Below are 21,598 nucleotides of genomic sequence, written 5' to 3'. Positions count from 1 at the left end.
AACCCACTAACCTTCGCGGCTTGTTCCAGGTGCTCTGTGACCTGTGGGTCGACAGAGTGAAACAGGGAAGCCGGTGAGTGAGCGCACTTGTACACAGTGCTGCCGCGATTCCGGCGCTGCCCCCGCAACGGTAAATGAGTCAAGACGGTGCCTTTTGCCACTGTATCCGCGTGATATGGGAAGGCGCGCCGTCGGCCTGCTCGCTCGCTGAGCAAGCGCCACTCATGAGCCCGGAGACCGGCCTGGATCATCCAACAGCATCACGGTGGGCGATGCTTGGCTGTCTGTGTGTCTATTTTCCTGCCCGCCGTTTTTTGTCCAGCCCCAACGGAGAGCTGCCATGACCGATTCCCCCGACCGCGACGAACGCCACCTGGCGCGCATGCTGCGCAAAAAAGCCGTGATCGATGAACGCATCGCCAATTCCCCGAACGAATGCGGCTTGTTGCTGGTATTGACCGGCAACGGCAAAGGCAAAAGCAGCTCGGCGTTTGGCATGCTCGCCCGCGCCATGGGCCATGGCATGCAGTGTGGCGTGGTGCAGTTCATCAAGGGGCGCAACAGCACCGGCGAGGAGTTGTTCTTCCGTCGCTTCCCCGAGCAAGTGCGCTTTCACGTGATGGGCGAAGGCTTTACCTGGGAAACCCAGGACCGCCAGCGCGACATCGCCGCCGCCGAAGCCGCCTGGGCAGTTTCGCGCCAATTGCTGCAAGACCCGTCGATCGGCCTGGTCGTGCTGGATGAGCTGAACATCGCCCTCAAGCACGGCTACCTTGATCTGGACCAGGTACTCAGCGACCTGCAAGCCCGCCCGCCAATGCAGCACGTGGTGGTCACCGGCCGTGGCGCCAAGCCCGAGTTGATCGAAATGGGCGACACCGTCACCGAAATGGGCATGCTCAAGCACGCGTTCCAGGCCGGTATCAAGGCACAGAAGGGCGTCGAACTTTGAACCAGCCCCGTCATTGCCCGGCCGTACTGATCGCCGCACCGGCATCCGGCCAGGGCAAAACCACCGTCACCGCGGCGCTGGCGCGTTTGCACCGCAACCTGGGACGCAAGGTGCGCGTGTTCAAGTGCGGGCCGGACTTTCTCGACCCGATGATTCACGAGCGCGCCAGCGGTGCGCCGGTGTACCAGTTGGACATGTGGATGGTCGGCGAGCAGGAAAGTCGCCGTTTGCTGTGGGAAGCGGCGGGCGAAGCTGACCTAATCCTGATCGAAGGCGTGATGGGCCTGTTCGACGGCACGCCCTCCAGCGCCGACCTAGCGCGGCACTTTGGTGTGCCGGTGCTGGGCGTGATCGACGGCACCGCCATGGCCCAGACCTTCGGCGCGCTGGCCTTGGGCCTGGCGCGCTATCAGCCGGACCTGCCGTTCGCCGGCGTGCTGGCCAACCGCGTTGGCACCCTGCGCCATGCGCAATTGCTTGAAGGCAGCCTCACTGAAGGCCTGCGCTGGTACGGCGCGTTGTCGCGTGAAACCGGCATCGAGTTGCCCAGCCGCCACCTGGGCCTGGTGCAAGCCAGCGAATTGAATGACCTCGATATGCGCCTGGACGCCGCCGCCCAAGCCCTGGGCAGCAGCTGCGAAGTCGCCGTGCCGCCACCGGTGACGTTCGCCGCGCCCGAAGTGATCGAGGCCGAGCCGCTGCTGGCGGGCGTGCGCATCGCCGTGGCCCGCGACGAAGCCTTTGCGTTTACCTACGGCGCCAGCCTCGACCTGCTGCGCGCGATGGGCGCCGAATTGCGCTTCTTCTCGCCGATTCACGATAGCCAATTGCCTGAGGCCGACAGCCTCTACCTGCCCGGTGGCTACCCGGAATTGCACCACCAGGCGCTGTCGGAAAACACCCCGATGCTTAACGCCATTCGCGCGCATCACGCGGCAGGCAAGCCGTTGCTCGCCGAGTGCGGCGGCATGCTCTACCTGCTGGACTCGCTGACCGATGTCGACGGCACCCGTGCCGAATTGGTTGGCCTGCTGCAGGGCGACGCGGTGATGCAAAAGAAGCTGGCGGCGCTGGCTTTGCAAAGTGTCGAGTTGCCGGAAGGCGTGCTGCGCGGCCATACCTATCATCATTCGCTGACCAGCACCGAATGGGCGCCGATCGCCCGAGGCTTGAGCCCTAATGGCGGGCGTGGCGCCGAAGCGGTTTACAGGCAGGGGCGGATGACGGCTTCCTACGTGCACTTTTATTTCCCCTCCAATCCGGCGGCGGTGGCTGCATTGTTTGCGCCTAGCCCTGAGACCGCTATCGCGGGCAAGCCCGCTCCCACAACTGACCGAGTTGAAACTCAATCCAATGTGGGAGCGGGCTTGCTCGCGAAGAGGCCATGACGGACAACGCCTTCCCCCAAGCCGAACGCGACGCCGTCTACCGCGCCATCGCCGAACGCCGCGACATGCGCCATTTCATCGGTGGCAGCGTGGCCCCCGAGTTGCTGCAACGCCTGCTCCAGGCCGCACACCAGGCGCCCAGCGTCGGCTTGATGCAACCGTGGCGATTCATCCGAATCAGCGACCGCGCGCTGCGCGGCCAAATCCAACAGTTGGTGGAAGAAGAGCGCGTGCGCACCGCCGAGGCCCTGGGCCAGCGCTCCGACGACTTCATGAAGCTCAAGGTCGAAGGCATCCATGACTGCGCCGAAGTGCTGGTGGCCGCGCTGATGGATGATCGCGAGCGCCACATCTTTGGCCGGCGCACCTTGCCGGAAATGGACATGGCCTCGTTATCCTGTGCAATCCAGAACCTGTGGTTGGCCGCCCGCGTCGAAGGCCTTGGGATGGGCTGGGTTTCGTTGTTCGAACCCCAGGCCCTGGCCGATCTGCTGCGGCTGCCGGCGGGTGCAAAGCCCTTGGCGGTGTTGTGCCTGGGCCCGGTGGCCGAGTTCTACCCGGCACCGATGTTGCAACTCGAAGGCTGGACCGAGCCTCGGCCGCTGAGTGACATGGTGTATGAGAATGTGTGGGGAGTGAGTCAATGAGTGTGGCCTTGCTGTGTGTCGCTGCGGTGGCGCTGGATGCGCTGCTGGGCGAGCCCAGGCGCTGGCATCCGCTGGTGGCGTTCGGCAACTTTGCCGGGCGTATCGAGCAACGTTTCAACAGCGGCGGCCGCGGGTGGCGCAGCCATGGCGTGACCGCCTGGTTTATCGCGGTGGTGCCGCTGACGTTGCTGGCCACCGTGCTGTCGTGGGCGCCGTATATCGGCTGGGTGCTGGAGATTCTGGCGCTGTACATGGCGCTGGGCATGCGCAGCCTTGGCGAGCACGTGCTTCCAGTCGCCCAGGCGTTGCGCAGCGGTGACCTGGAAGAAGCGCGTAAACGCGTGAGCTACCTCGTCAGCCGTCAGACCAGCGAACTGGACAGCACTGAAGTCGCGCGCGCTGCGACTGAATCGGTGCTCGAGAACGGCAGCGATGCGGTGTTCGCCGCGCTGTTCTGGTTTGTCGTGGCCGGCGTGCCCGGCGTGGTGCTTTATCGCCTGAGCAACACCCTTGATGCCATGTGGGGTTATCGCAACGAGCGCTTTGAGCGTTTCGGCTGGGCGGCGGCAAAAATCGACGATGTGCTCAACTACATTCCTGCGCGTCTGGTGGCGTTGACCTACGCGGTACTCGGCAAAACCCGCCTGGCGCTTAAATGCTGGCGCACCCAGGCACCGACCTGGGACAGCCCCAACGCCGGGCCGGTGATGGCGGCCGGTGCGGGCGCTCTGGGTGTTGAATTGGGCGGGGCGGCGATTTATCACGGCGAGCTGCATCAGCGTGCGCAGTTAGGCGAAGGCCCGGCGGCCGATGCCGACGCCATCGAGCGTGGCTGGCAACTGGTGCAGCGCGGCGTATGGTTATGGCTGTTGATCCTGTGCGCGGGGGCGCAATTTTATGCTTGAGCACGGTGGCCGGCTGCGTAAGGCAGTGATTGAGTACGGGATTGCCGAGGCGGACTGGCTCGACCTGTCCAGCGGCCTGGCGCCCTGGCCGTGGCCGATTCCCGAGATTCCGCTGCGGGCCTGGGCGCGATTGCCGGAAACCGACGACGGCCTGGAAAAGGCCGCCAGCGAGTACTACGGCGCCGCCCACGTGTTGCCGGTGGCGGGTTCCCAGGCGGCGATTCAGTTGCTGCCGCGCTTGCGTCGCTCCGGCAAGGTCGGCGTGTTGTCGCCGTGTTATGCCGAACACGCCGAAGCCTGGCGCCGCGCCGGTTACGTGGTGCGCGAAGTGCAGGAGCAGGAAGTCGACTTTTTTCTCGACGGCCTCGACGTGCTGGTGGTGGTCAATCCGAATAACCCCACCGGCCTGAGTCTGCCGCCGCAGCGCCTGCTCGATTGGCACTCACGGCTGGCCCAGCGTGGCGGCTGGCTGGTGGTGGACGAAGCGTTCATGGACGTGACCCCGCAATTGAGCCTCGCCAGCCAGGCCCATCAAGTCGGCCTGATTGTGTTGCGCTCATTCGGCAAGTTCTTTGGCCTGGCCGGTGTGCGCCTGGGCTTTGTGCTGGCGGAACGCAAGCTGCTCAAGCTGTTGGCCGAACAGCTTGGCCCGTGGGCAGTCAGTGGGCCGACGCGGGTGCTTGGCCAGGTGTGCCTGCGCGATACGGCCGGGCATGCCGAGCAGCGTCATCGCTGTATCGAGGCTGGCCAGCGCTTGTTTGCGCTGCTTGAGCGGCACGGTTTTGAGCCCCAGGGCGGCTGCGCGTTGTTCCAATGGCTGATCACCCCGCACGCCGAACGCCTGCACGAATTCATGGCCCAACGCGGCATTCTGCTGCGCCTGTTTGCCCACGACAGCAGCCTGCGCTTCGGTCTGCCCGACACTGAGGCCGATTGGTTGCGACTCGATGAGGCCCTGGCCGCTTACAAGGACGCCGCATGAGTACGTTGATGGTGCAAGGCACCACGTCTGACGCCGGTAAAAGCACGCTGGTGACCGCGCTGTGCCGTTGGCTGGTACGCCAAGGCATTGGCGTGGTGCCGTTCAAACCACAGAACATGGCACTCAACAGCGCCGTCACCGCTGAGGGCGGCGAAATCGGCCGCGCTCAGGCCGTGCAGGCCCAGGCCGCCAATCTGGCGCCGCACACCGACATGAACCCGGTGCTGCTCAAGCCCAACAGTGACACCGGCTCCCAAGTGATTATCCATGGCCGTGCCGTGACCAGCATGAACGCCGTGGCCTATCACGACTACAAGGCCATCGCGATGCAGGCGGTGCTCGCCTCCCATGCACGGTTGAGCGAGGCCTACCCGGTGGTGATGGTGGAAGGCGCGGGCTCCCCGGCGGAGATCAACCTGCGCGCCAATGACATCGCCAATATGGGCTTCGCCGAGGCGGTGGACTGCCCGGTGTTGTTGATCGCCGATATCAATCGCGGCGGCGTGTTTGCGCATCTGGTCGGCACCCTCCAATTGCTGTCGCCGACCGAGCAGGCACGGGTCAAAGGCTTCATTATCAATCGCTTTCGCGGTGATATCGCGCTGTTGCAGCCGGGGCTCGATTGGCTCGAAGCGCGCACCGGCAAGCCGGTGGTGGGCGTGTTGCCCTACGTGATGGACCTGCACCTGGAAGCCGAAGACGGCATTGACCAACGTCAGATCGACAAGGCCGCCCAAGTACTCAAGGTGGTGGTACCGGTGTTGCCGCGCATCAGCAACCACACGGATTTTGACCCGCTGCGTTTACATCCCCAGGTGGATTTACAGTTTATCGGTCCAGGCCAGGCCATTCCGGCTGCCGACCTGATTATCCTGCCGGGCTCCAAAAGCGTGCGCAGCGATCTGGCCTATTTGCGCGCCAACGGCTGGGACACTGCCATTGCGCGGCACTTGCGCTATGGCGGCAAGGTCCTGGGGATTTGCGGCGGCCTGCAGATGCTCGGCGAGCAGGTGCATGACCCGCTCGGCCTGGAAGGCTTGGCCGGTTCCAGCGAGGCTCTGGGCTTACTGGCGTTCAGCACGACGCTGGAACAAGAGAAACAATTGCGCAATGTGCGCGGACGGTTGCTGCTGGAGGACGCCGAGGTCAGTGGTTATGAAATCCATGCCGGCGTGACCTCCGGCAGTGCCTTGTCGAACGCTGCCGTGCTGTTGGATGACGGCCGCCGTGACGGTGCCCTGAGTGAAGACGGTCAGATTCTTGGCACCTATCTGCACGGCGTGTTCGAAACCCCGGCGGCGTGCAGTGCTTTACTGCGTTGGGCTGGGCTGCAGGATGTACAAGAGGTGGATTATCACGCCCTGCGCGAGCGCGACATTGAGCGCCTGGCGGACCTGGTGGAGAACCATCTGGACACTGAACTGTTGCGCAAGCTATGCGGGATCTGACGGTGTACACCCAATCCCCCATCAGCTGCCGGCTCGCCTGCGAGGGCGCCCGGCCAGCCAACCCCGGTTCAACTGTTGCACCGCTTCTTAAAGGTTGGAGCGGGCTGGCTCGCGAATGCGGTGTTTGGGTGACAAATCGGCGGCCTGACACACCGCGTTTGCGAGCAAGCCCGCTCCCACACGGGCCAGTGCCCGCCTCACACTGTCAGCCGGCCAACACAGGTGCCTTCCCATGTATCAACTGATCCTAGGCGGCGCCCGTTCCGGCAAGAGCCGCCTCGCCGAAAAGCTGGCGAGTGACTGTGGCTTGCTTGTCACCTACATCGCCACCAGCCAGCCGCTGGACGGCGAGATGAACGAGCGCGTCGCACTGCATCGCCAGCGCCGTCCCGATCACTGGGGGCTGATCGAAGAACCCATCGAGCTGGCGCGTGTATTGCGCGAAAGCGCCGCCGCCGACCGCTGCCTGCTGGTGGATTGCCTGACCCTGTGGCTCACCAATTTGTTGATGCTGGAGAACCCGGCACGCCTGGCGTTCGAGCGCGATCAACTGCTGCAAACCCTGGCCTCGCTGCCGGGTGAAATCATTTTTGTCAGCAACGAAACCGGAATGGGTGTCGTGCCGCTGGGCGAATTGACTCGCCGCTATGTGGATGAAGCCGGTTGGCTGCATCAAGCCTTGGCCGAGCGGTGTCAGCGTGTGGTCCTGACCGTCGCCGGCCTGCCCCTGACTTTGAAAGGTACTGCGTTATGACTGACTCCTGGTGGCTCAACCCCTGTAAGGCCGTCGACACTTCGGCGCATGAACACGCGCTGGCTCGTCAGCAGCAACTGACCAAGCCAGCCGGCTCGCTCGGCCAGCTCGAAGCCCTAGCGGTGCAATTGGCCGGCTTGCAGGGGCAGGTCAAACCTGCGGTGGATCAGGTGTGGATCGCCATCTTTGCCGGTGACCACGGCGTGGTTGCAGAAGGCGTATCGGCATTTCCACAGGAAGTGACCGGCCAGATGTTGCACAACTTTGTCACCGGTGGCGCGGCCATCAGCGTATTGGCGCGGCAGTTGAATGCGCAGCTGGAAGTGGTCGACCTCGGGACCGTCACGCCGTCGTTGGATCTGCCGGGTGTGCGTCATTTGAATATCGGCGCCGGCACGGCCAATTTCGTCAACGGCCCGGCGATGACCGCAGCGCAAGGGCGACTTGCCCTGCAAGCCGGGCGTGACAGTGCGCACCGTGCGTTGCAAAGCGGCGCACAGCTGTTTATCGGCGGCGAGATGGGCATCGGCAATACCACCGCCGCCAGTGCCTTGGCGTGCGCGTTGCTCGATTGCCAGGTGAGCGACCTGACCGGCCCGGGCACCGGCTTGAACGCCCAGGGCGTCAGCCACAAAGTGGCGGTGATTGAACGCGCGCTGGCCTTGCATGCAGCGCAACGTGACGACGCATTGAACACGTTGTTCAACCTGGGTGGTTTCGAAATTGCCGCGTTGGTGGGGGCTTATCTGGCCTGCGCCCAGGAAGGCATCGTGGTGCTGGTGGACGGGTTTATCTGCACGGTCGCGGCGCTGGTGGCTACACGCCTGAATCCGGCGAGCCGTGAGTGGTTGGTGTTCGGCCACCGCGGTGCGGAGCCCGGTCATCGTCACGTGCTGCACAGCCTTGACGCGCAACCGCTGCTGGAACTGGGCCTGCGCCTGGGTGAGGGCAGCGGTGCGGCGCTGGCGGTGCCGTTGTTGCGCCTGGCCTGCGCGCTGCATGGGCAGATGGCGACGTTCGCCGAAGCCGCCGTGGCAGACCGCCCCGCATGACCTTGCACCTGGACCTGCTGCGCCACGGCGAAACCGAACTGGGCGGCGGCCTGCGCGGCAGCCTGGACGACGCGCTCACCGCCAAAGGCTGGGAGCAGATGCGTGCCGCCGTGGCAGACCAGGGGCCGTGGGACCGGTTGGTCAGTTCGCCGCTGCAACGCTGTGCGCTGTTCGCCCACGAGCTGGGCGCACGGCTGCGGGTGCCGGTGAGCCTGGAAAAGGATCTGCAGGAGCTGCACTTCGGCGCCTGGGAAGGGCAGAGCGCGGCGGCGCTGATGGAAACCGATGCCGAAGGCTTGGGCCGGTTCTGGGCCGATCCTTACAGCTTTACACCGCCTGAAGGCGAGCGCGTCAGCGACTTTTCGGCACGCGTTCTCGGCGCCGTCTCACGCTTGCATCAGGCATATGCCACACAGCGCGTGCTGTTGATCAGCCACGGTGGCGTGATGCGGCTGCTGCTGGCGCAGGCGCGCGGTTTGCCGCGTGAGCAGCTACTGAATGTCGAGGTCGGCCACGGTGGGCTGTTCAGCCTGCAGGTGACGGCCGACGGTCTGCTGAAGGAAGGAGTCTGAGGATGCTGGCGTTCTGGATCGCCCTGCAATTTCTCAGCAGCCTGCCGATTCGCCTGCCCGGCATGCCACAGCCTCAGGAATTGGGGCGTTCGTTGCTGTTTTACCCGGTGGTGGGGTTGCTGTTCGGTCTGCTGTTGTGGGCCCTGAACACAGCCCTGATGGGCGCACCGTTATTGCTGCATGCTGCGCTGGTGCTGACCGCCTGGGTGTTGCTCAGTGGTGGCCTGCATCTGGATGGCCTGGCGGACAGCGCCGATGCCTGGCTTGGTGGCTTTGGCGACCGCGAGCGCACGCTGACCATCATGAAAGACCCGCGTAGCGGGCCGATTGCCGTGGTCACTCTGGGGCTGGTGTTGTTGCTCAAATTCACCGCACTGGTGGCCTTGATCGAGCAGCACAACGGCACGGCGCTGATTCTGGCGCCGCTGATCGGGCGTGCGTCGATGCTGGCGCTGTTCCTTACCACGCGTTACGTGCGTGCAGGCGGTTTGGGCCAGGCACTGTCGGATCATTTACCCAGGATCGTCGGCCAACAGGTGCTGATCCTCAGCGGTCTGGGCTGCGTCCTGATCGGCGGTTTCAGTGGCGGGATCGCTGTTTTACTCGCTGCGCTGTGCTTTATCGGGCTGCGTCAGTTGATGGTCAACCGGCTGGGTGGCACCACGGGTGACACGGCCGGCGCATTGTTGGAGTTGCTGGAAGTCGCGGTTTTGGTCGGCTTGGCGCTGTAACACTTTCTTGCATTTTCACAATCGCGGGTATATACACGCTCCATGCTTGCCTCCCAATGTTTATGCACCAACCTGCGACGTGCCGCCCGTGGCGTCAGCAGGCATTACGACGGCGCTCTCGACGGCTTCGGGATCAACGTTGCCCAGTATTCTTTGCTGTGTAACCTGCAGCGCCTCGATCAACCGAGCATTTCCAGCCTGGCCGAAGCCATGGGCCTGGACCGCAGTACCCTGGGGCGCAACCTGCGGGTATTGGAAGGCGAGGGCTTGGTGCAGTTGGTCGAGGGCGATGACCTGCGTAACCGCTTGGTGGTGTTGACCGTCGCCGGCGAAGAACGCCTGGCTGCCGCGTTGCCGGCTTGGGAGGCGGCGCAGCAGAAATTGATAGATCAGTTGGGCGCTGAAAAGCGCGAAACCTTGTTGGCCTTGCTGGACGAACTCGCCTGAGCGCGGGTTTGTTCGACTACAAGCGGGTATATACCCGCGAGCGGAGAATAAGAAATGACCTCGATGTGGCGCACCAGTGGCTGGGTTCTTGTGGGGAGTGCGCTGATCCTGGCGTTGTCGTTGGGCGTGCGGCACGGCTTTGGTCTGTTCCTGACGCCGATGAGCATGGAATTTGGCTGGGGCCGTGAGACCTTTGCCTTCGCCATCGCCCTGCAAAACCTGATCTGGGGCCTGGCACAGCCGTTTACCGGCGCCTTGGCCGACCGCTTCGGCGCGACCAAGGCGGTGTTTGTCGGTGGGGTGCTGTACGCCGTGGGGCTGGTGTTGATGGGCATGTCGGATTCGGCGTGGTCGCTGTCGCTCAGTGCGGGTTTGCTGATTGGGATTGGCCTGTCGGGCACTTCGTTCTCGGTGATTCTCGGTGTGGTCGGCCGCGCAGTGCCGCCGGAAAAGCGCAGCATGGCCATGGGCATTGCCAGCGCCGCAGGTTCGTTCGGCCAGTTTGCGATGGTGCCGGGCACTTTGGGCCTGATCGGCTGGCTGGGCTGGTCGGCCGCCTTGTTGGCGTTGGGCCTGATGGTGGCGCTGATCCTGCCGTTGGTGGCGATGCTCAAGGACAAACCGCTGCCGGCGATGGTCGGCCAGCAAACCCTGCGTGAAGCCCTGAAAGAGGCCTGCTCGCACTCCGGCTTCTGGCTGCTGGCCTTCGGCTTTTTTGTCTGCGGTTTCCAGGTGGTGTTTATCGGCGTGCACTTGCCGGCGTACCTGGTGGACCAGCATCTGCCGGCCACGGTGGGTACCACGGTGCTGGCGTTGATCGGCCTGTTTAACGTGTTTGGTACCTACACCGCTGGCTGGCTCGGCGGGCGCATGTCCAAGCCGCGTTTGCTCACCGGCCTGTACCTGTTGCGCGCGGTGGTGATTGTGCTGTTCCTGTGGGCGCCGGTGACCGAAATCACGGCTTACCTGTTCGGCATGGCCATGGGCTTTTTGTGGCTGTCCACCGTGCCGCTGACCAACGGCACTGTCGCGACGCTGTTCGGCGTGCGAAACCTCTCGATGCTCGGTGGGATTGTGTTTCTGTTCCACCAACTCGGTTCGTTCCTCGGGGGCTGGCTGGGCGGGGTGGTCTATGATCGAACCGGCAACTACGATTTGATCTGGCAGGTGGCGATTCTGTTGAGCCTGCTCGCTGCGGCCCTCAACTGGCCGGTGCGCGAGCGGCCGGTGGCGCGCTTGCAGGCGCAGATGGAGGCGGCATGAGTTTGACGGCAAGAGGGTTGGTGATCTCGGCAGGCCTGGTGCTGTTGCTGCTGGCCTGGTGGGGCTGGCAGCATGGCGGGCTGGCATTGATGCAACTGGGTATGTCGATCTGTTAAGTTCTGTGTCTGATCTGACTCAAGGACTTTCGACATGCTGATGCGCTGGCTCGCTGTACCCGTCCTGATGGCTGTAGGCAGTGTGGCCATGGCCGCCAGCTGTCCGCCCTTGCTGGAGGGGCAATTGCCCAAGTTACGGGCCAAGGAATCCATCGATTTGTGCCAGCGCTTTGCCGGCAAACCTCTGGTCATCGTCAATACCGCGAGCTTTTGTGGTTTCGCGCCGCAATTCAAGGGCCTCGAAGCGTTGTATCAGCGCTACAAGGGCCAGGGTCTTGAAGTGATCGGCGTGCCGTCCGATGACTTCAAGCAGGAAGCCAAGACCGGTGAAGAGACCGCCAAAGTCTGTTACGTGAATTACGGCGTGACCTTCACGATGACCGAGCCGCAGACGGTCAAGGGGCCGGATGCGGTGCACCTGTTCAAGATTCTGGCGCAGCAGACCAGCGCGCCGAAGTGGAATTTCTATAAGTACGTGGTGGATCGCCAGGGTAAGGTGATTGCCAACTTTTCCAGTTTGACCAAGCCGGACAGCCCGGACCTGATCAAGGCGGTGGAGGCTGCACTGGCCTCGAAGCCCTGATCGCAGGTCATTAAAAAGCCCCGCCTCCTGTGCAGGAGAGCGGGGCTTTTTTATACGCGTTGGATCAGAACTTGTACGTCACGCCCAGGCCGAAGCCGTTGGCGCTGTTTTCGTACTTGGCGCTGTAGGACGAACCCAGCGCGTTGGCCTTGTTGACCTTGACTGGCTCTTCCTTCAGGTAGGAGTACGCCACGTCGACGATCATGTTTGGCATTACTTCGTAGCCCAGGCCAACACTGAAAATGGTCCGGTCGCCGGTAGGGATGCGTGGCGAACGGTCAGTGTTGTTGGTTGGCGACTGGTCGAAGGTCAGACCGGTACGCAGTACCACTTGTTTGGTGACTTGGTACGAAGTACCCAAGGCATAGGCCCAGGTGTCATGCCAGTTCTGTGGCTCGCTGATGGTACCCACGATCTGCGGAGCGGCAAGGCCGCCAGCTCGGGTAACGCCCTGGTTGTCGACAGTGATGTCTTTCAGGCGGCTCCAGCGAGTCCAGGTGGAACCGGCGTAGAGTTTCCAGGCATCGCTCAGGTCCTGTGTCACGGACAGGTCGTAAGACTCTGGCGTATCAATGCTCAACGACGCATCGTAGCGGCCGCTTGCCAGCAGTGGAGCCGTCGGGGTCGGTGCCGTGACTTCGGTGTGGCCATCAAGCTTGTAGCTGACTTTGGAGTGGTAAGTCAGGCCCACGCGCGTGGTATCGGTGGCTTGTACCAGCACACCGACGTTGAAGCCAACAGCCGTATCGTCACCTTTGATTGTGACGTTGCTATTCGGGACGGCAGGGTTGGTCGACAGGGCCAACTCCGATTCCAGCTTGCCGGAAATACGGTTGATGGTCGGGCCGAAACCGATGGAAACCCGGTCGTTGAAGGCGTAGCTGACAGTTGGCTGCAAGGTGATAACCGACACTTTGCTGTAGCTGCCGAACGAGCGACCCTGGAAGCCCCTCTCATAATCGGTCACCAGGCCGAAAGGTGCATAGACACCAACGCCGACGGCCCACTGATCATTGAGTTTGTTGGTGTAGAAACCAAACGGGACCGCCGTGAATGGCACCATGTCGCCTTTGTTGCTGCCGAAAGAACGGCCGCTGGCGTTTTTGATGTCAGTCGAGGCATCGATAGCGGCAACACCACCAGTAATCTGCTGGCCTTCGAGGCGAGCCATACCGGCAGGGTTACCGTAGACAGTGCTGGCGTTATCGGCAGAAGAAGAGCGGCCTGCGAAACCCGTACCCATACCGGCGACGTCTTGTTCGTTCAGGGCAAAGCCGCTTGCGAACAGTTGGGAGGATGCCATGGCAACGGTGAGGCTAAGTGTGGTCTTGAGCATTAATTTTTTCATTATTAGAACTCCGTGGTGATCACCGCTGCGGAAAGTAACAATAAATTTAAGTTAGCGCTATAGGCTGTAATGTCGGAGATAGAGCGGTTTTGTAGGACAATCCGACCAGATTCGAAGGTTTTAGCCGAATCTTGCAAAACGCCTGATCAACATATGGCCTGATTCATGGGTAAAACACAGGTTTGCCAGGCTTGGGTGAAATCCCGCAGCCGACCTTGAGGGTGAAATATTTCTTTCCAGATACGCGCCATGGCCAGTACGTCACCCGGTGGCGGCAGGGCAGGACGATGCTGTTCTACCAGCAGCCAGGCGATGGCGGTGGCGTAGCGCAGGTTGACGGTCAGCTCAAGCTGGGGCGCGCTGAGGAAGGCATGTTGACTGGCCAGCCCACGTACCAGGCTGGCGCGCTCGGGGTCCTGGGCGAGGTAGTCGTCCCACAGCGCGCGATGACGAGGTTCGGTGATGCTGTACAGGCCGTGGCCGCGCCGATCATGCAGGGCGGAGCCGAGTTCCGATTGGCTGGCGGCAATGCCCAGCAACAGGGATTCGGCTGTCGGGTTATGGCGGCCGAGGTAAATCAACGTCGGCCTGATCACATAACGACACAATTCGCTGGCGGCGATACCCATACGAGCCTCAGTCCATGAAAGTGGTCGACGAAGCCTGAGAGGGGAGCTTGGCAGCAGTGAATCGGACCTCAGGCTCGTCGCAAGCGGATCATGCCGCTTGAGTTGAAGTGTAGTGTCATATTTGTGATGTAAAGGACTGTTTTTAAAACATCTTCTTCATTTAGTTATAACGTTTATACCTATTCGAACTTAGTGCAAGTACTCAAAAGCCGAATTTTGGGCAATAAAAAACCCTGCGTTTCAAGCAGGGTTTTTTGGGTTTCAGCGACTCGGGTCGATCAGGCAATCAATGCCTGACGGGTACGCTCGATCACGGCCTGCAGCGGCTCTGCGCTGGAGTATTGATCGGGGTACAGGCGTTCGCTGTGACGAGCGATGCCGTGTTCGTTGACCAGGGTGAAGCTGAAGCAGCCTTTGCGAGCGGCCATGATCAGGCAATTCATTGGTGCAAAAGCGTTGGTGAGGGTGCGAATGGCATCCTGAGTGTGGATTTGAGCGGACATATTATTGGTGTTCCTACAAATGACACGGTTAAGAACCGTGCAACGTTAAAACGTTCCAGTAACGTTGATCACCATTGATCAAACGAAGAACCCGACTGGAACAAAGCAGCCAGTTTGAAGCGCTAATAAGTTAGGCGCGCTTGGGCTGGCAGGTAGGTACTTAGGAGGGCAGGCAACACAACAGGGGCAAAGGTTCTGGGCCCGGGGTGAAGATCCTGATCAATTTGCAGGCTGGTTCGGTCAGAGTATTGAAACTTCGCGACACCCTTTGCTTGTTCAAAGGCAGTGTCGTCGCAAGGAATACCTGGAAACCATCGAGGTGGTCGATCCCGTGTTGTTCAGGGGAGTTGTTCGACCAGAATTGACTTTCAGCTTGGTACTAACGCCGCGGATAGTAACGGATTGAAACACGGAAAGGAAGTGTGCTAGCCAAAAAACTTCATTCAACTGCCCAACAAACCGCGGTAGACCAGCACGGTAGCCGCCGCGGCCAGTGAGCAGCCGAGCCCGTAGGCCGCCAGGGTCAAGCGCCAGGACCGCCCGGTCTCGATCACGTTCATTACCTCGCGCATGTCGTTGATTCTGCCTTCACCCAACTCTATGCACAGCGTTACGGCAGTAAACGCGGCTGATACCAGGATGGCGATGGCAAACAGCGCACCGTCGGGGGAGGGCAGTGCGGCATTGACCGCCAATGAGGTTACACAGATGGCCAGCAGCAACACGGCGAATAAGAGGATTCCTTTCATCGAGCCTTAGGAGGTTGCGTGGGGGAGTCGGTCAGTGTGGCGAGCCGGCGCGGATTTGAAAAGTGCCTGGCTTGGCCTGTCGGTAACATTTTTCGGACGTGTCGAAGCAAAAAACCTCAGCCATATAACCAGTGGGTGGGTACTTGTGCACATTAGTTGCGGGGTATGTAATCAGTCCGTCTATGGCCTGGAAGCGCCGCCATTTGCCTGCAATGAAAATTTAAGTCAATGAAAAATATCGCTTTTTTTTATTGGTGAAAAAATCGTCAGTTTGACTGCGGCCCCCGTTCCATGGGCCTTTGCGCGCGTTAAAGGTGGGTTGTCCACTGAGTTATCCACAGCTTCTGTGGATTGTCCCAAGCGCTTGCTCTAGAACGGGCGTGCAGGGATTTTTCAGCTTTACCTGTAGGAAAAAAAGAGTAGAGTGGCGCGCCTTCCGTTCTGTCCCGCAGTGCTTTATGAAGTTTCGCTCAGTATCACCTTCTGTTACCGACACCCCTCAGACTGTTACCGCACCCAAGCGTTTCTCCTTGAAAGTTGCCTTGTGGCTGCTCGACAGCCCGCGCCTGGGGCACAGTACCAACGTCAAGCACTTCGCCGGGCGCTTGCTCAAGCAGCCGGCCCGTGAAGGTGTGGTTGCCGCGCAGAGTCGCCTGGGCCAGCTGATGTGCCGGGAGTGCGGCAATGCCCGCGACCGCCGCATCGGCCATGACCTGTTGCGCCTGGCCGCCCGTGCCGGCGACCGCCGCGCCCAGCGCGAACTGGGGCAGGTCGAAGACTGAGCTGTCCTCAAGCCCTAGGCTTGGTTAACCTTGCTCTTTTTCGGTAATGGCAGAAATGGCGATGGCTTTTGACTGGACCAGTATTGCCTTGGGCCTGGCTGGCGCTGCAGTGCCTTTATTGGCTGTGTGCTGGCAGATTCAACGGCGGCTGAGCGCGCGCATGACCGGCTGGGAACTGCTCGAAGAGCGCCTGGCCACCGCGCAACTGGCCCAGGAAGGGCTGGCCGCGCAACTCGACGCCAGTCGCGACGAGATCAGTGACTTGAGCCAGGCCAACGCCGCCAAACAAGCTGACCTGGCCGCCGTTCGCCGTGAAGTCGAGTTGCTCCAGATCGACCGCGATAACGCCCGCGACGCCGCCCACGCCTGGAACCTCGACCGCAGTGCCAAGGAAACCGAGCTGCGCCGCCTGGATGCGCTGTCCTCGGCGTTGCGCGCCGAACTGCGCGAACAACAGGAAAGCCATCAACAACGCCTTGCTGACCTGCAAGGCTCGCGGGACGAGCTGCGTGCGCAGTTCGCCGAGCTTGCTGGCAAGATCTTCGATGAACGTGAGCAACGGTTTGCCGAAACCAGCCAGGAGCGCCTGGGCCAGTTGCTCGACCCGCTCAAGGAACGCATCCAGTCGTTTGAAAAACGCGTGGAAGAAAGCTACCAGAATGAGGCGCGCGAGCGCTTCTCCCTGGCCAAGGAGCTTGAGCGCCTGCAGCAACTGAACCTGCGACTGTCAGACGAGGCCACCAACCTCACGCGCGCGCTCAAGGGCCAGAAAACCCAGGGCAACTGGGGCGAGCTGATTCTTGAGCGCGTGCTTGAACATGCCGGTCTGGAGAAGGGCCGTGAGTATCAGACTCAGGTCAGCCTCAAAGGCCCGGACGGTGAGCGCTTCCAGCCGGACGTGTTGATCATGCTGCCCGGCGACAAGCAGGTGGTGGTCGACTCCAAGGTCAGCCTCACCGCCTATCAACAATACGTTGCAGCGGATGACGATGTGATCGGCCAGGCGGCGCTGAAACAGCACGTGCTGTCCCTGCGCAATCACGTCAAAGGCTTGGCCGGTAAGGATTACAAGCGCCTCGAAGGTCTGCACAGCCTGGATTTCGTGCTGTTGTTCGTGCCGATAGAAGCTGCGTTTTCCGCCGCGTTGCAGGCTGAGCCGAACCTGTTCCAGGAGGCGTTCGACCGCCATATCGTGATTGTCAGCCCCACCACCTTGCTGGCCACCCTGCGGGTGATCGACAGCCTGTGGAAGCAGGAACGCCAGAGCCAGAACGCGCGGGAAATTGCCGAGCGCGCCGGCTGGCTGTATGACAAGTTCGTACTGTTTATCCAGGACCTGGATGAAGTCGGCAACCGCCTGCAGCAGCTGGATAAGGCCTACAGCGCGGCGCGAAACAAGCTGACGGATGGCCGTGGAAATCTGGTCAGCCGAACCGAGCAGTTAAGGTTGCTGGGTGCGCGTGCGAGCAAAAGCTTGCCGGCGGACTTGCTCGAACGGGCGATGACCGACTCGGACGGCGTCGCACACTTACCGGAATAGCGCGCGGTCAATGTGGGAGCTGGCTTGCCTGCGATAGCTTTGGTGACTGATCCACTGCTATCGCAGGCAAGCCAGCTCCCACAGGGGGAATGAATTCGGTGATTCCTACAATGGCAAATGCCGACTGATCAATGCCCGCAACGCCGCAGGCTTCACCGGCTTGGCCAAATAATCCAGCCCTGCGGCATGCACCTCGGCCACCATTTCCGGGCGCCCATCGGCGCTGATCACCACCCCGGGAATCGGCTCCGCCAGTTGCGCGCGCAGCCAGCCCATCAACTCAGTGCCTGTCTCGCCGTGGTCCAGGTGGTAGTCCACCAGCGCCAGTTGCGGGCGCACGCCCTCGGCCAGCAACACCGCACATTGCGCCTGGTCGGTAGCGGTCCACACCTCGCAACCCCAGCGCGTGAGCAGGCTGCGCATGCCGATCAGGATGCTTTCTTCATTGTCCACACACAGCACCTGGGCACCGCTCAACGGCAGCCCGTTATCCTGCGTAGTCTTCACCTTGGGGCTGGCCTGGTTACGCGCCAACGGCACACGCACGCTGAACACGCTGCCTTTGCCCGGCCACGAACGTACGCTCAAACGATGGCCGAGCACTCGGCACAGGCCGTCGGCGATTGCCAGGCCCAGGCCCAGGCCTTTTTCGGCGCGGGTCTGGTGGCTGTCCAGGCGCTTGAACTCTTCGAAGATCACCTGTTGTTTATCCAGCGGGATGCCAGGGCCGCGATCCCACACTTCCAGGCACAGTTCGCCCTTGCGTCGGCGTACGCCAAGTAGCACCGGGCCGTCGGCATAGCGGAATGCGTTAGTAAGAAAGTTCTGCAGGATCCGCCGCAGTAACTTGATGTCACTGTCCACCCGCAGACGGCTCCCGCGCAGGCGAAAACGCAGGCCTTGCTCGTGGGCCAGTGCCTTGAATTCTGCTCCCAGGGTGTCGAACAACTCGTTGAGGACGAAGGGCTGTCGCTGTGGATTGATCTTGCCGTTTTCCAGGCGCGAGATATCCAGCAGGTCGCTGATCAGGTCTTCGGCGGAGCGCAGCGAGCTGTCCAGGTGCTGCACCAACTGGCGGGCTTCGGCAGACAGGCCGTCGTTCTGGTGGGAGAGGGCGGCGGAGAACAATCGTGCCGCGTTCAACGGTTGCATCAGGTCGTGGCTCACTGCCGCCAGAAAGCGCGTCTTCGATTGGCTGGCGGATTCGGCCACGCCTTTGGCGTCGGTGAGCGCCACATTCAGTTGCGACAGTTCGTGGGTGCGTTCGGTCACCCGTTGTTCCAGGCCCTCGTTGGCCTCGGTCAGGGCTTGTTCGGCTTCACGGAACGCGGTGATGTCGGTGAAGCTCATGACGAACCCGCCGCCGGGCATTGGGTTGCCGATCAGCTCGATCACGCGCCCATTCGGAAACAAGCGCTCGGACGTATGCGCACGGCCCTGGCGCATCCAGTGCAGGCGCCGCGCGACGTGCACTTCGGCTTCCCCTGGCCCGCACAGGCCGCGCTCGGCGTTATAGCGAATGATGTCGGCAATTGGCCGGCCCACACTGATCAAACCGTCTGGGTAGTTGAACAGCTCCAGATAGCGCCGGTTCCAGGCCACCAGCTTCAGCGACTGGTCGACCACGCTGATGCCCTGGGTGATGTTTTCGATGGCGCCTTGCAGCAGCGCGCGGTTGAACTGCAGCACTTCGGAGGCTTCGTCGGCGATGCGTACGACGTCCTCAAGTTGCATTTCCCGCCCTTCAATTGCGGCTTTTACTACAGCGCGTGTCGAAGAGGCGCCGAGCACGCCCGCCAGCAGGCGTTCGGTATGGGCAATCCAATCGTTGTCGGCATTCTGGTTGGGGTTGAAGCCTTTGCCCTGGCGATAGGCGAAGCGGATAAAACTCTGCTGGGCACGTTCTTCACCGACAAAGCGCGCCGCCAGGCTGAGCAGGTCGCTGATCTGCACCGACAACATCGAGCGCGCGCTGGCGCGTTGGCTGATTTCCTGGCCGATAAAGCGTCCAGCCTGCCAATGCTCCGAGACCCGTGTGCGCGACAGCATCGAGACCCACACAAACAGCGTGAAGTTACCCGCCAGCGAGAACACGGTGCCCAAGGTCAGCGAGGTCACGGAGAAGCCAAACGGGTGTGAATGCATCCACGTCAGCCCGGGGAAAAGGCTCAGCGACCAGCCCAGACTTTTCGCCGTGACCGGTAGGACCAACGTGTAGAACCACAAAAACGTGCCCGCCGCCAACCCAGCGAACACGCCGCGCCGGTTCGCCTGCTTCCAGTACAGCGCGCCCAGCATCGCCGGGGCCAGCTGGGTGACTGCCGCGAAGGCGATCTGGCCGATGGTCGCCAGGCTCGCGGTGGAGCCGAGCAGCCGGTAACTCACGTAGGCCAGCAGCAGGATGATCACAATGCTGACCCGGCGCACCGAGAGCATCCAGTGGCGGAACACTTCGAACGGCCGCTCGGCACTGGAGCGTCGCAGCAGCCATGGCAGCAACATGTCGTTGGACACCATGGTCGACAGGGCGATGCTGGCCACGATCACCATGCCGGTCGCCGCCGACGCACCGCCAATGAACGCCAGCACGGCGAGGGCCGGGTGCGCCTCGGCCATGGGCAGGCTGATCACGTAGGAGTCCGGCAATACCGAGCCGGGCAGCAGCATTTTGCCGCCAAGCGCGATGGGGATGACGAACAGCGCGGCGAGGATCAGGTAGGCCGGGAACACCCACTTGGCCAGGCGTAAATCCTGCGGGTCGATGTTTTCCACGACGGTGACGTGAAACTGCCGGGGCAGGCAAATAATCGCCATCATCGCCACGCCGGTTTGCACCACCATCGACGGCCAGTTGATGGTTTCTTTCCAGTATTCCTCAAGGCGCGGGGCCAGCATCGCTTGGCTGAACAGGTCGCCGAAACCGTCATACAAGCCGTAGGTCACAAACGCGCCGACAGCGAGAAAGGCGAACAGCTTGACCAAGGATTCAAAGGCAATCGCCAGCACCATGCCACGGTGGTGCTCGGTGGCGTCGAGGTTGCGCGTGCCAAACACGATGGTGAACAGCGCCAGCACCAGCGACACGATAAGGGCCGTGTCCTGGGCGCGCGTGCCAGTGGTGTCGGGGCCGGAGCCGATCAACAGGTTCACGCCCAGCACGATACCTTTGAGCTGCAGGGCGATGTAGGGCAACACGCCGACCAGGCAAATCAGCGCCACTACCACCGCCAGCGACTGGGATTTGCCGTAGCGCGCGGCGATAAAGTCGGCGATGGAGGTGATGTTTTCCTGCTTGCTGATCAGAATCATCTTCTGCAGCACCCAGGGTGCCAACACAAGCAGCAGTACCGGTCCTAGATAGATCGGTAAAAATGCCCACAGCTGTTCGGCGGCCTGGCCTACTGCGCCGAAGAAGGTCCAACTGGTGCAGTAGACGGCCAGCGACAGGCTGTACACCCAGGCGCGTACTTTCGGCGGCAACGGCGCATGGCGGCGGTCACCGTAAAAGGCGATGGCAAACATAATGGCCATATAGGCCAGGGCAACGGCGGCGATCAGCCCGCTGGACAGCGTCATGGTAACTCCGAGCATAAGAACACCCAGGCATTCCAGGCCCGGTGGGACAGTCTCGCATGATGCTTGGGGTTAGTCAGTGTCGACCAAGGTCGTGTGCAGGATCTGGCTTATGTAGCTGCTGGCAAGTGTGGGAGCTGGCTTGCCTGCGATTCAGGCGCTGCGGTGTGACAGTTGCACCGTGGCGATGCTATCGCGGGCAAGCCCGGCTACCACCCAAGCCCGCGCCTACCGTTCGCGGGGCGGCAGGGTTTTCTGGCGCAGAATATACACAGTCACGAGAACGGCACTGGTCAGCATGAAACCGCGTGCCCACGGCAGCGGCACCAGGTAGCAGGAGAAACCAATGCTCAGCCACATCAAGCCGAGTGCGTAGACCTTGCCCTTGAGCGGAATGCCATTGCCGTCCAGGTAGTCTTTGATCCACGGGCCCAGGCGCGGGTGTTCCACCAGCCAGTGGTAGAAACGCGGGGAGCTTCGAGCGAAGCAGGCGGCGGCGAGTAGCAGGAAGGGCGTGGTCGGCAGTACTGGAAGGAAGATGCCGATCACTCCCAGCGCCACGCTCAACCAGCCGATGGCCAGCAGTGCGTAACGCAGGAGTAGCGAGCGATCGCCCATGGGGGACACGGGCAAA

The 21,598-nt window shown here is 61.9% G+C and carries 21 protein-coding genes and 1 riboswitch; of the genes, 15 read left to right on the top strand and 6 right to left on the bottom strand.

Features of this window, described 5'->3' with window-relative positions:
- Positions 1 to 10: 10 nt before the first annotated feature.
- Positions 11 to 260, top strand: a riboswitch (cobalamin riboswitch).
- Positions 261 to 340: 80 nt separating this feature from the next.
- The 13 genes from cobO to AACW30_RS11710 all read left to right on the top strand — a co-directional run bounded on the left by cobO (position 341) and on the right by AACW30_RS11710 (position 11,840).
- Complete coding sequence (cobO, locus tag AACW30_RS11770; protein WP_106576411.1) at positions 341 to 952, top strand: cob(I)yrinic acid a,c-diamide adenosyltransferase; 612 nt, start codon at positions 341 to 343, stop codon at positions 950 to 952.
- Positions 949 to 2,340, top strand: a complete 1,392-nt coding sequence (locus AACW30_RS11765) for a cobyrinate a,c-diamide synthase (protein ID WP_200625071.1) — start codon at positions 949 to 951, stop codon at positions 2,338 to 2,340. Before cobO ends, AACW30_RS11765 begins: the two co-directional genes overlap by 4 nt.
- A complete protein-coding gene (gene bluB / locus AACW30_RS11760; RefSeq protein ID WP_106576413.1) occupies positions 2,337 to 2,987 on the top strand; it encodes a 5,6-dimethylbenzimidazole synthase in 651 nt (216 codons plus the stop codon). Before AACW30_RS11765 ends, bluB begins: the two co-directional genes overlap by 4 nt.
- Entirely contained in the window at positions 2,984 to 3,892 is a 909-nt protein-coding gene (gene cbiB / locus AACW30_RS11755) for an adenosylcobinamide-phosphate synthase CbiB (protein ID WP_200625070.1), read from the top strand. The genes bluB and cbiB overlap by 4 nt, the downstream gene beginning before the upstream one ends.
- On the top strand, positions 3,885 to 4,874 hold the full coding sequence (gene cobD, locus AACW30_RS11750; RefSeq protein ID WP_200625069.1) for a threonine-phosphate decarboxylase CobD: 990 nt from the start codon (positions 3,885 to 3,887) through the stop codon (positions 4,872 to 4,874). Before cbiB ends, cobD begins: the two co-directional genes overlap by 8 nt.
- A complete protein-coding gene (locus tag AACW30_RS11745; RefSeq protein WP_179609313.1) occupies positions 4,871 to 6,322 on the top strand; it encodes a cobyric acid synthase in 1,452 nt (483 codons plus the stop codon). The genes cobD and AACW30_RS11745 overlap by 4 nt, the downstream gene beginning before the upstream one ends.
- 232 nt (positions 6,323 to 6,554) lie before the next feature.
- A complete protein-coding gene (cobU, locus tag AACW30_RS11740; RefSeq protein ID WP_106576417.1) occupies positions 6,555 to 7,076 on the top strand; it encodes a bifunctional adenosylcobinamide kinase/adenosylcobinamide-phosphate guanylyltransferase in 522 nt (173 codons plus the stop codon).
- The gene (gene cobT, locus AACW30_RS11735; protein WP_200625068.1) at positions 7,073 to 8,128 is read left to right on the top strand and encodes a nicotinate-nucleotide--dimethylbenzimidazole phosphoribosyltransferase; all 1,056 of its coding nucleotides are present in this window, start codon (positions 7,073 to 7,075) and stop codon (positions 8,126 to 8,128) included. Before cobU ends, cobT begins: the two co-directional genes overlap by 4 nt.
- Positions 8,125 to 8,700 (top strand): alpha-ribazole phosphatase family protein, encoded by a 576-nt coding sequence (gene cobC, locus AACW30_RS11730; RefSeq protein WP_200625067.1) that lies wholly within the window; start codon positions 8,125 to 8,127, stop codon positions 8,698 to 8,700. Before cobT ends, cobC begins: the two co-directional genes overlap by 4 nt.
- A gap of 2 nt (positions 8,701 to 8,702) precedes the next feature.
- Positions 8,703 to 9,431, top strand: coding sequence for an adenosylcobinamide-GDP ribazoletransferase (locus tag AACW30_RS11725; RefSeq protein WP_200625066.1), 729 nt, complete (start codon positions 8,703 to 8,705; stop codon positions 9,429 to 9,431).
- A 42-nt stretch (positions 9,432 to 9,473) separates the two neighbouring features.
- Positions 9,474 to 9,878, top strand: a complete 405-nt coding sequence (locus AACW30_RS11720; protein WP_106576421.1) for a MarR family winged helix-turn-helix transcriptional regulator — start codon at positions 9,474 to 9,476, stop codon at positions 9,876 to 9,878.
- A gap of 54 nt (positions 9,879 to 9,932) precedes the next feature.
- Positions 9,933 to 11,141, top strand: coding sequence for an MFS transporter (locus AACW30_RS11715; protein WP_442793534.1), 1,209 nt, complete (start codon positions 9,933 to 9,935; stop codon positions 11,139 to 11,141).
- A 150-nt stretch (positions 11,142 to 11,291) separates the two neighbouring features.
- The gene (locus tag AACW30_RS11710; RefSeq protein WP_119742260.1) at positions 11,292 to 11,840 is read left to right on the top strand and encodes a glutathione peroxidase; all 549 of its coding nucleotides are present in this window, start codon (positions 11,292 to 11,294) and stop codon (positions 11,838 to 11,840) included.
- A 64-nt stretch (positions 11,841 to 11,904) separates the two neighbouring features.
- On the opposite strand, the gene AACW30_RS11705 is transcribed toward AACW30_RS11710, so the two are convergent.
- From AACW30_RS11705 to AACW30_RS11690, 4 genes are all read right to left on the bottom strand, one after another.
- On the bottom strand, positions 11,905 to 13,188 hold the full coding sequence (locus AACW30_RS11705; protein WP_200625065.1) for an OmpP1/FadL family transporter: 1,284 nt from the start codon (positions 13,186 to 13,188) through the stop codon (positions 11,905 to 11,907).
- Positions 13,189 to 13,334: 146 nt separating this feature from the next.
- Positions 13,335 to 13,817 carry a hypothetical protein gene (locus AACW30_RS11700; RefSeq protein ID WP_106576425.1) on the bottom strand — a complete coding sequence of 161 codons (483 nt, stop codon included), beginning with the start codon at positions 13,815 to 13,817 and terminating at the stop codon, positions 13,335 to 13,337.
- 278 nt (positions 13,818 to 14,095) lie between these two features.
- A complete protein-coding gene (locus AACW30_RS11695; RefSeq protein ID WP_106576426.1) occupies positions 14,096 to 14,320 on the bottom strand; it encodes a hypothetical protein in 225 nt (74 codons plus the stop codon).
- Between the two features lie 443 nt (positions 14,321 to 14,763).
- Positions 14,764 to 15,069: a hypothetical protein gene (locus AACW30_RS11690; RefSeq protein ID WP_119742262.1), complete on the bottom strand. Its 306-nt coding sequence runs from the start codon at positions 15,067 to 15,069 to the stop codon at positions 14,764 to 14,766.
- Between the two features lie 458 nt (positions 15,070 to 15,527).
- Here AACW30_RS11690 and AACW30_RS11685 point away from each other — a divergent pair, with 458 nt between their 5' ends.
- Positions 15,528 to 15,851 (top strand): hypothetical protein, encoded by a 324-nt coding sequence (locus AACW30_RS11685; protein ID WP_043293316.1) that lies wholly within the window; start codon positions 15,528 to 15,530, stop codon positions 15,849 to 15,851.
- A gap of 175 nt (positions 15,852 to 16,026) precedes the next feature.
- Entirely contained in the window at positions 16,027 to 17,391 is a 1,365-nt protein-coding gene (rmuC, locus tag AACW30_RS11680; RefSeq protein WP_178119661.1) for a DNA recombination protein RmuC, read from the top strand.
- Between the two features lie 105 nt (positions 17,392 to 17,496).
- Here rmuC and AACW30_RS11675 read toward each other — a convergent pair whose 3' ends face one another.
- Both AACW30_RS11675 and AACW30_RS11670 read right to left on the bottom strand, forming a co-directional pair.
- Complete coding sequence (locus AACW30_RS11675) at positions 17,497 to 20,967, bottom strand: hybrid sensor histidine kinase/response regulator (RefSeq protein WP_200625064.1); 3,471 nt, start codon at positions 20,965 to 20,967, stop codon at positions 17,497 to 17,499.
- Between the two features lie 225 nt (positions 20,968 to 21,192).
- On the bottom strand, positions 21,193 to 21,582 hold the full coding sequence (locus AACW30_RS11670; RefSeq protein WP_200625063.1) for a YbaN family protein: 390 nt from the start codon (positions 21,580 to 21,582) through the stop codon (positions 21,193 to 21,195).
- Between the last annotated feature and the right edge of the window lie 16 nt (positions 21,583 to 21,598).

Source organism: Pseudomonas sp. MF6747 (genome assembly GCF_963890955.1).
Lineage (GTDB): Bacteria > Pseudomonadota > Gammaproteobacteria > Pseudomonadales > Pseudomonadaceae > Aquipseudomonas.
The sequence above is the reverse complement of the archived record's forward strand: the minus strand, read 5'-3'. Positions and strand labels throughout refer to the sequence as shown.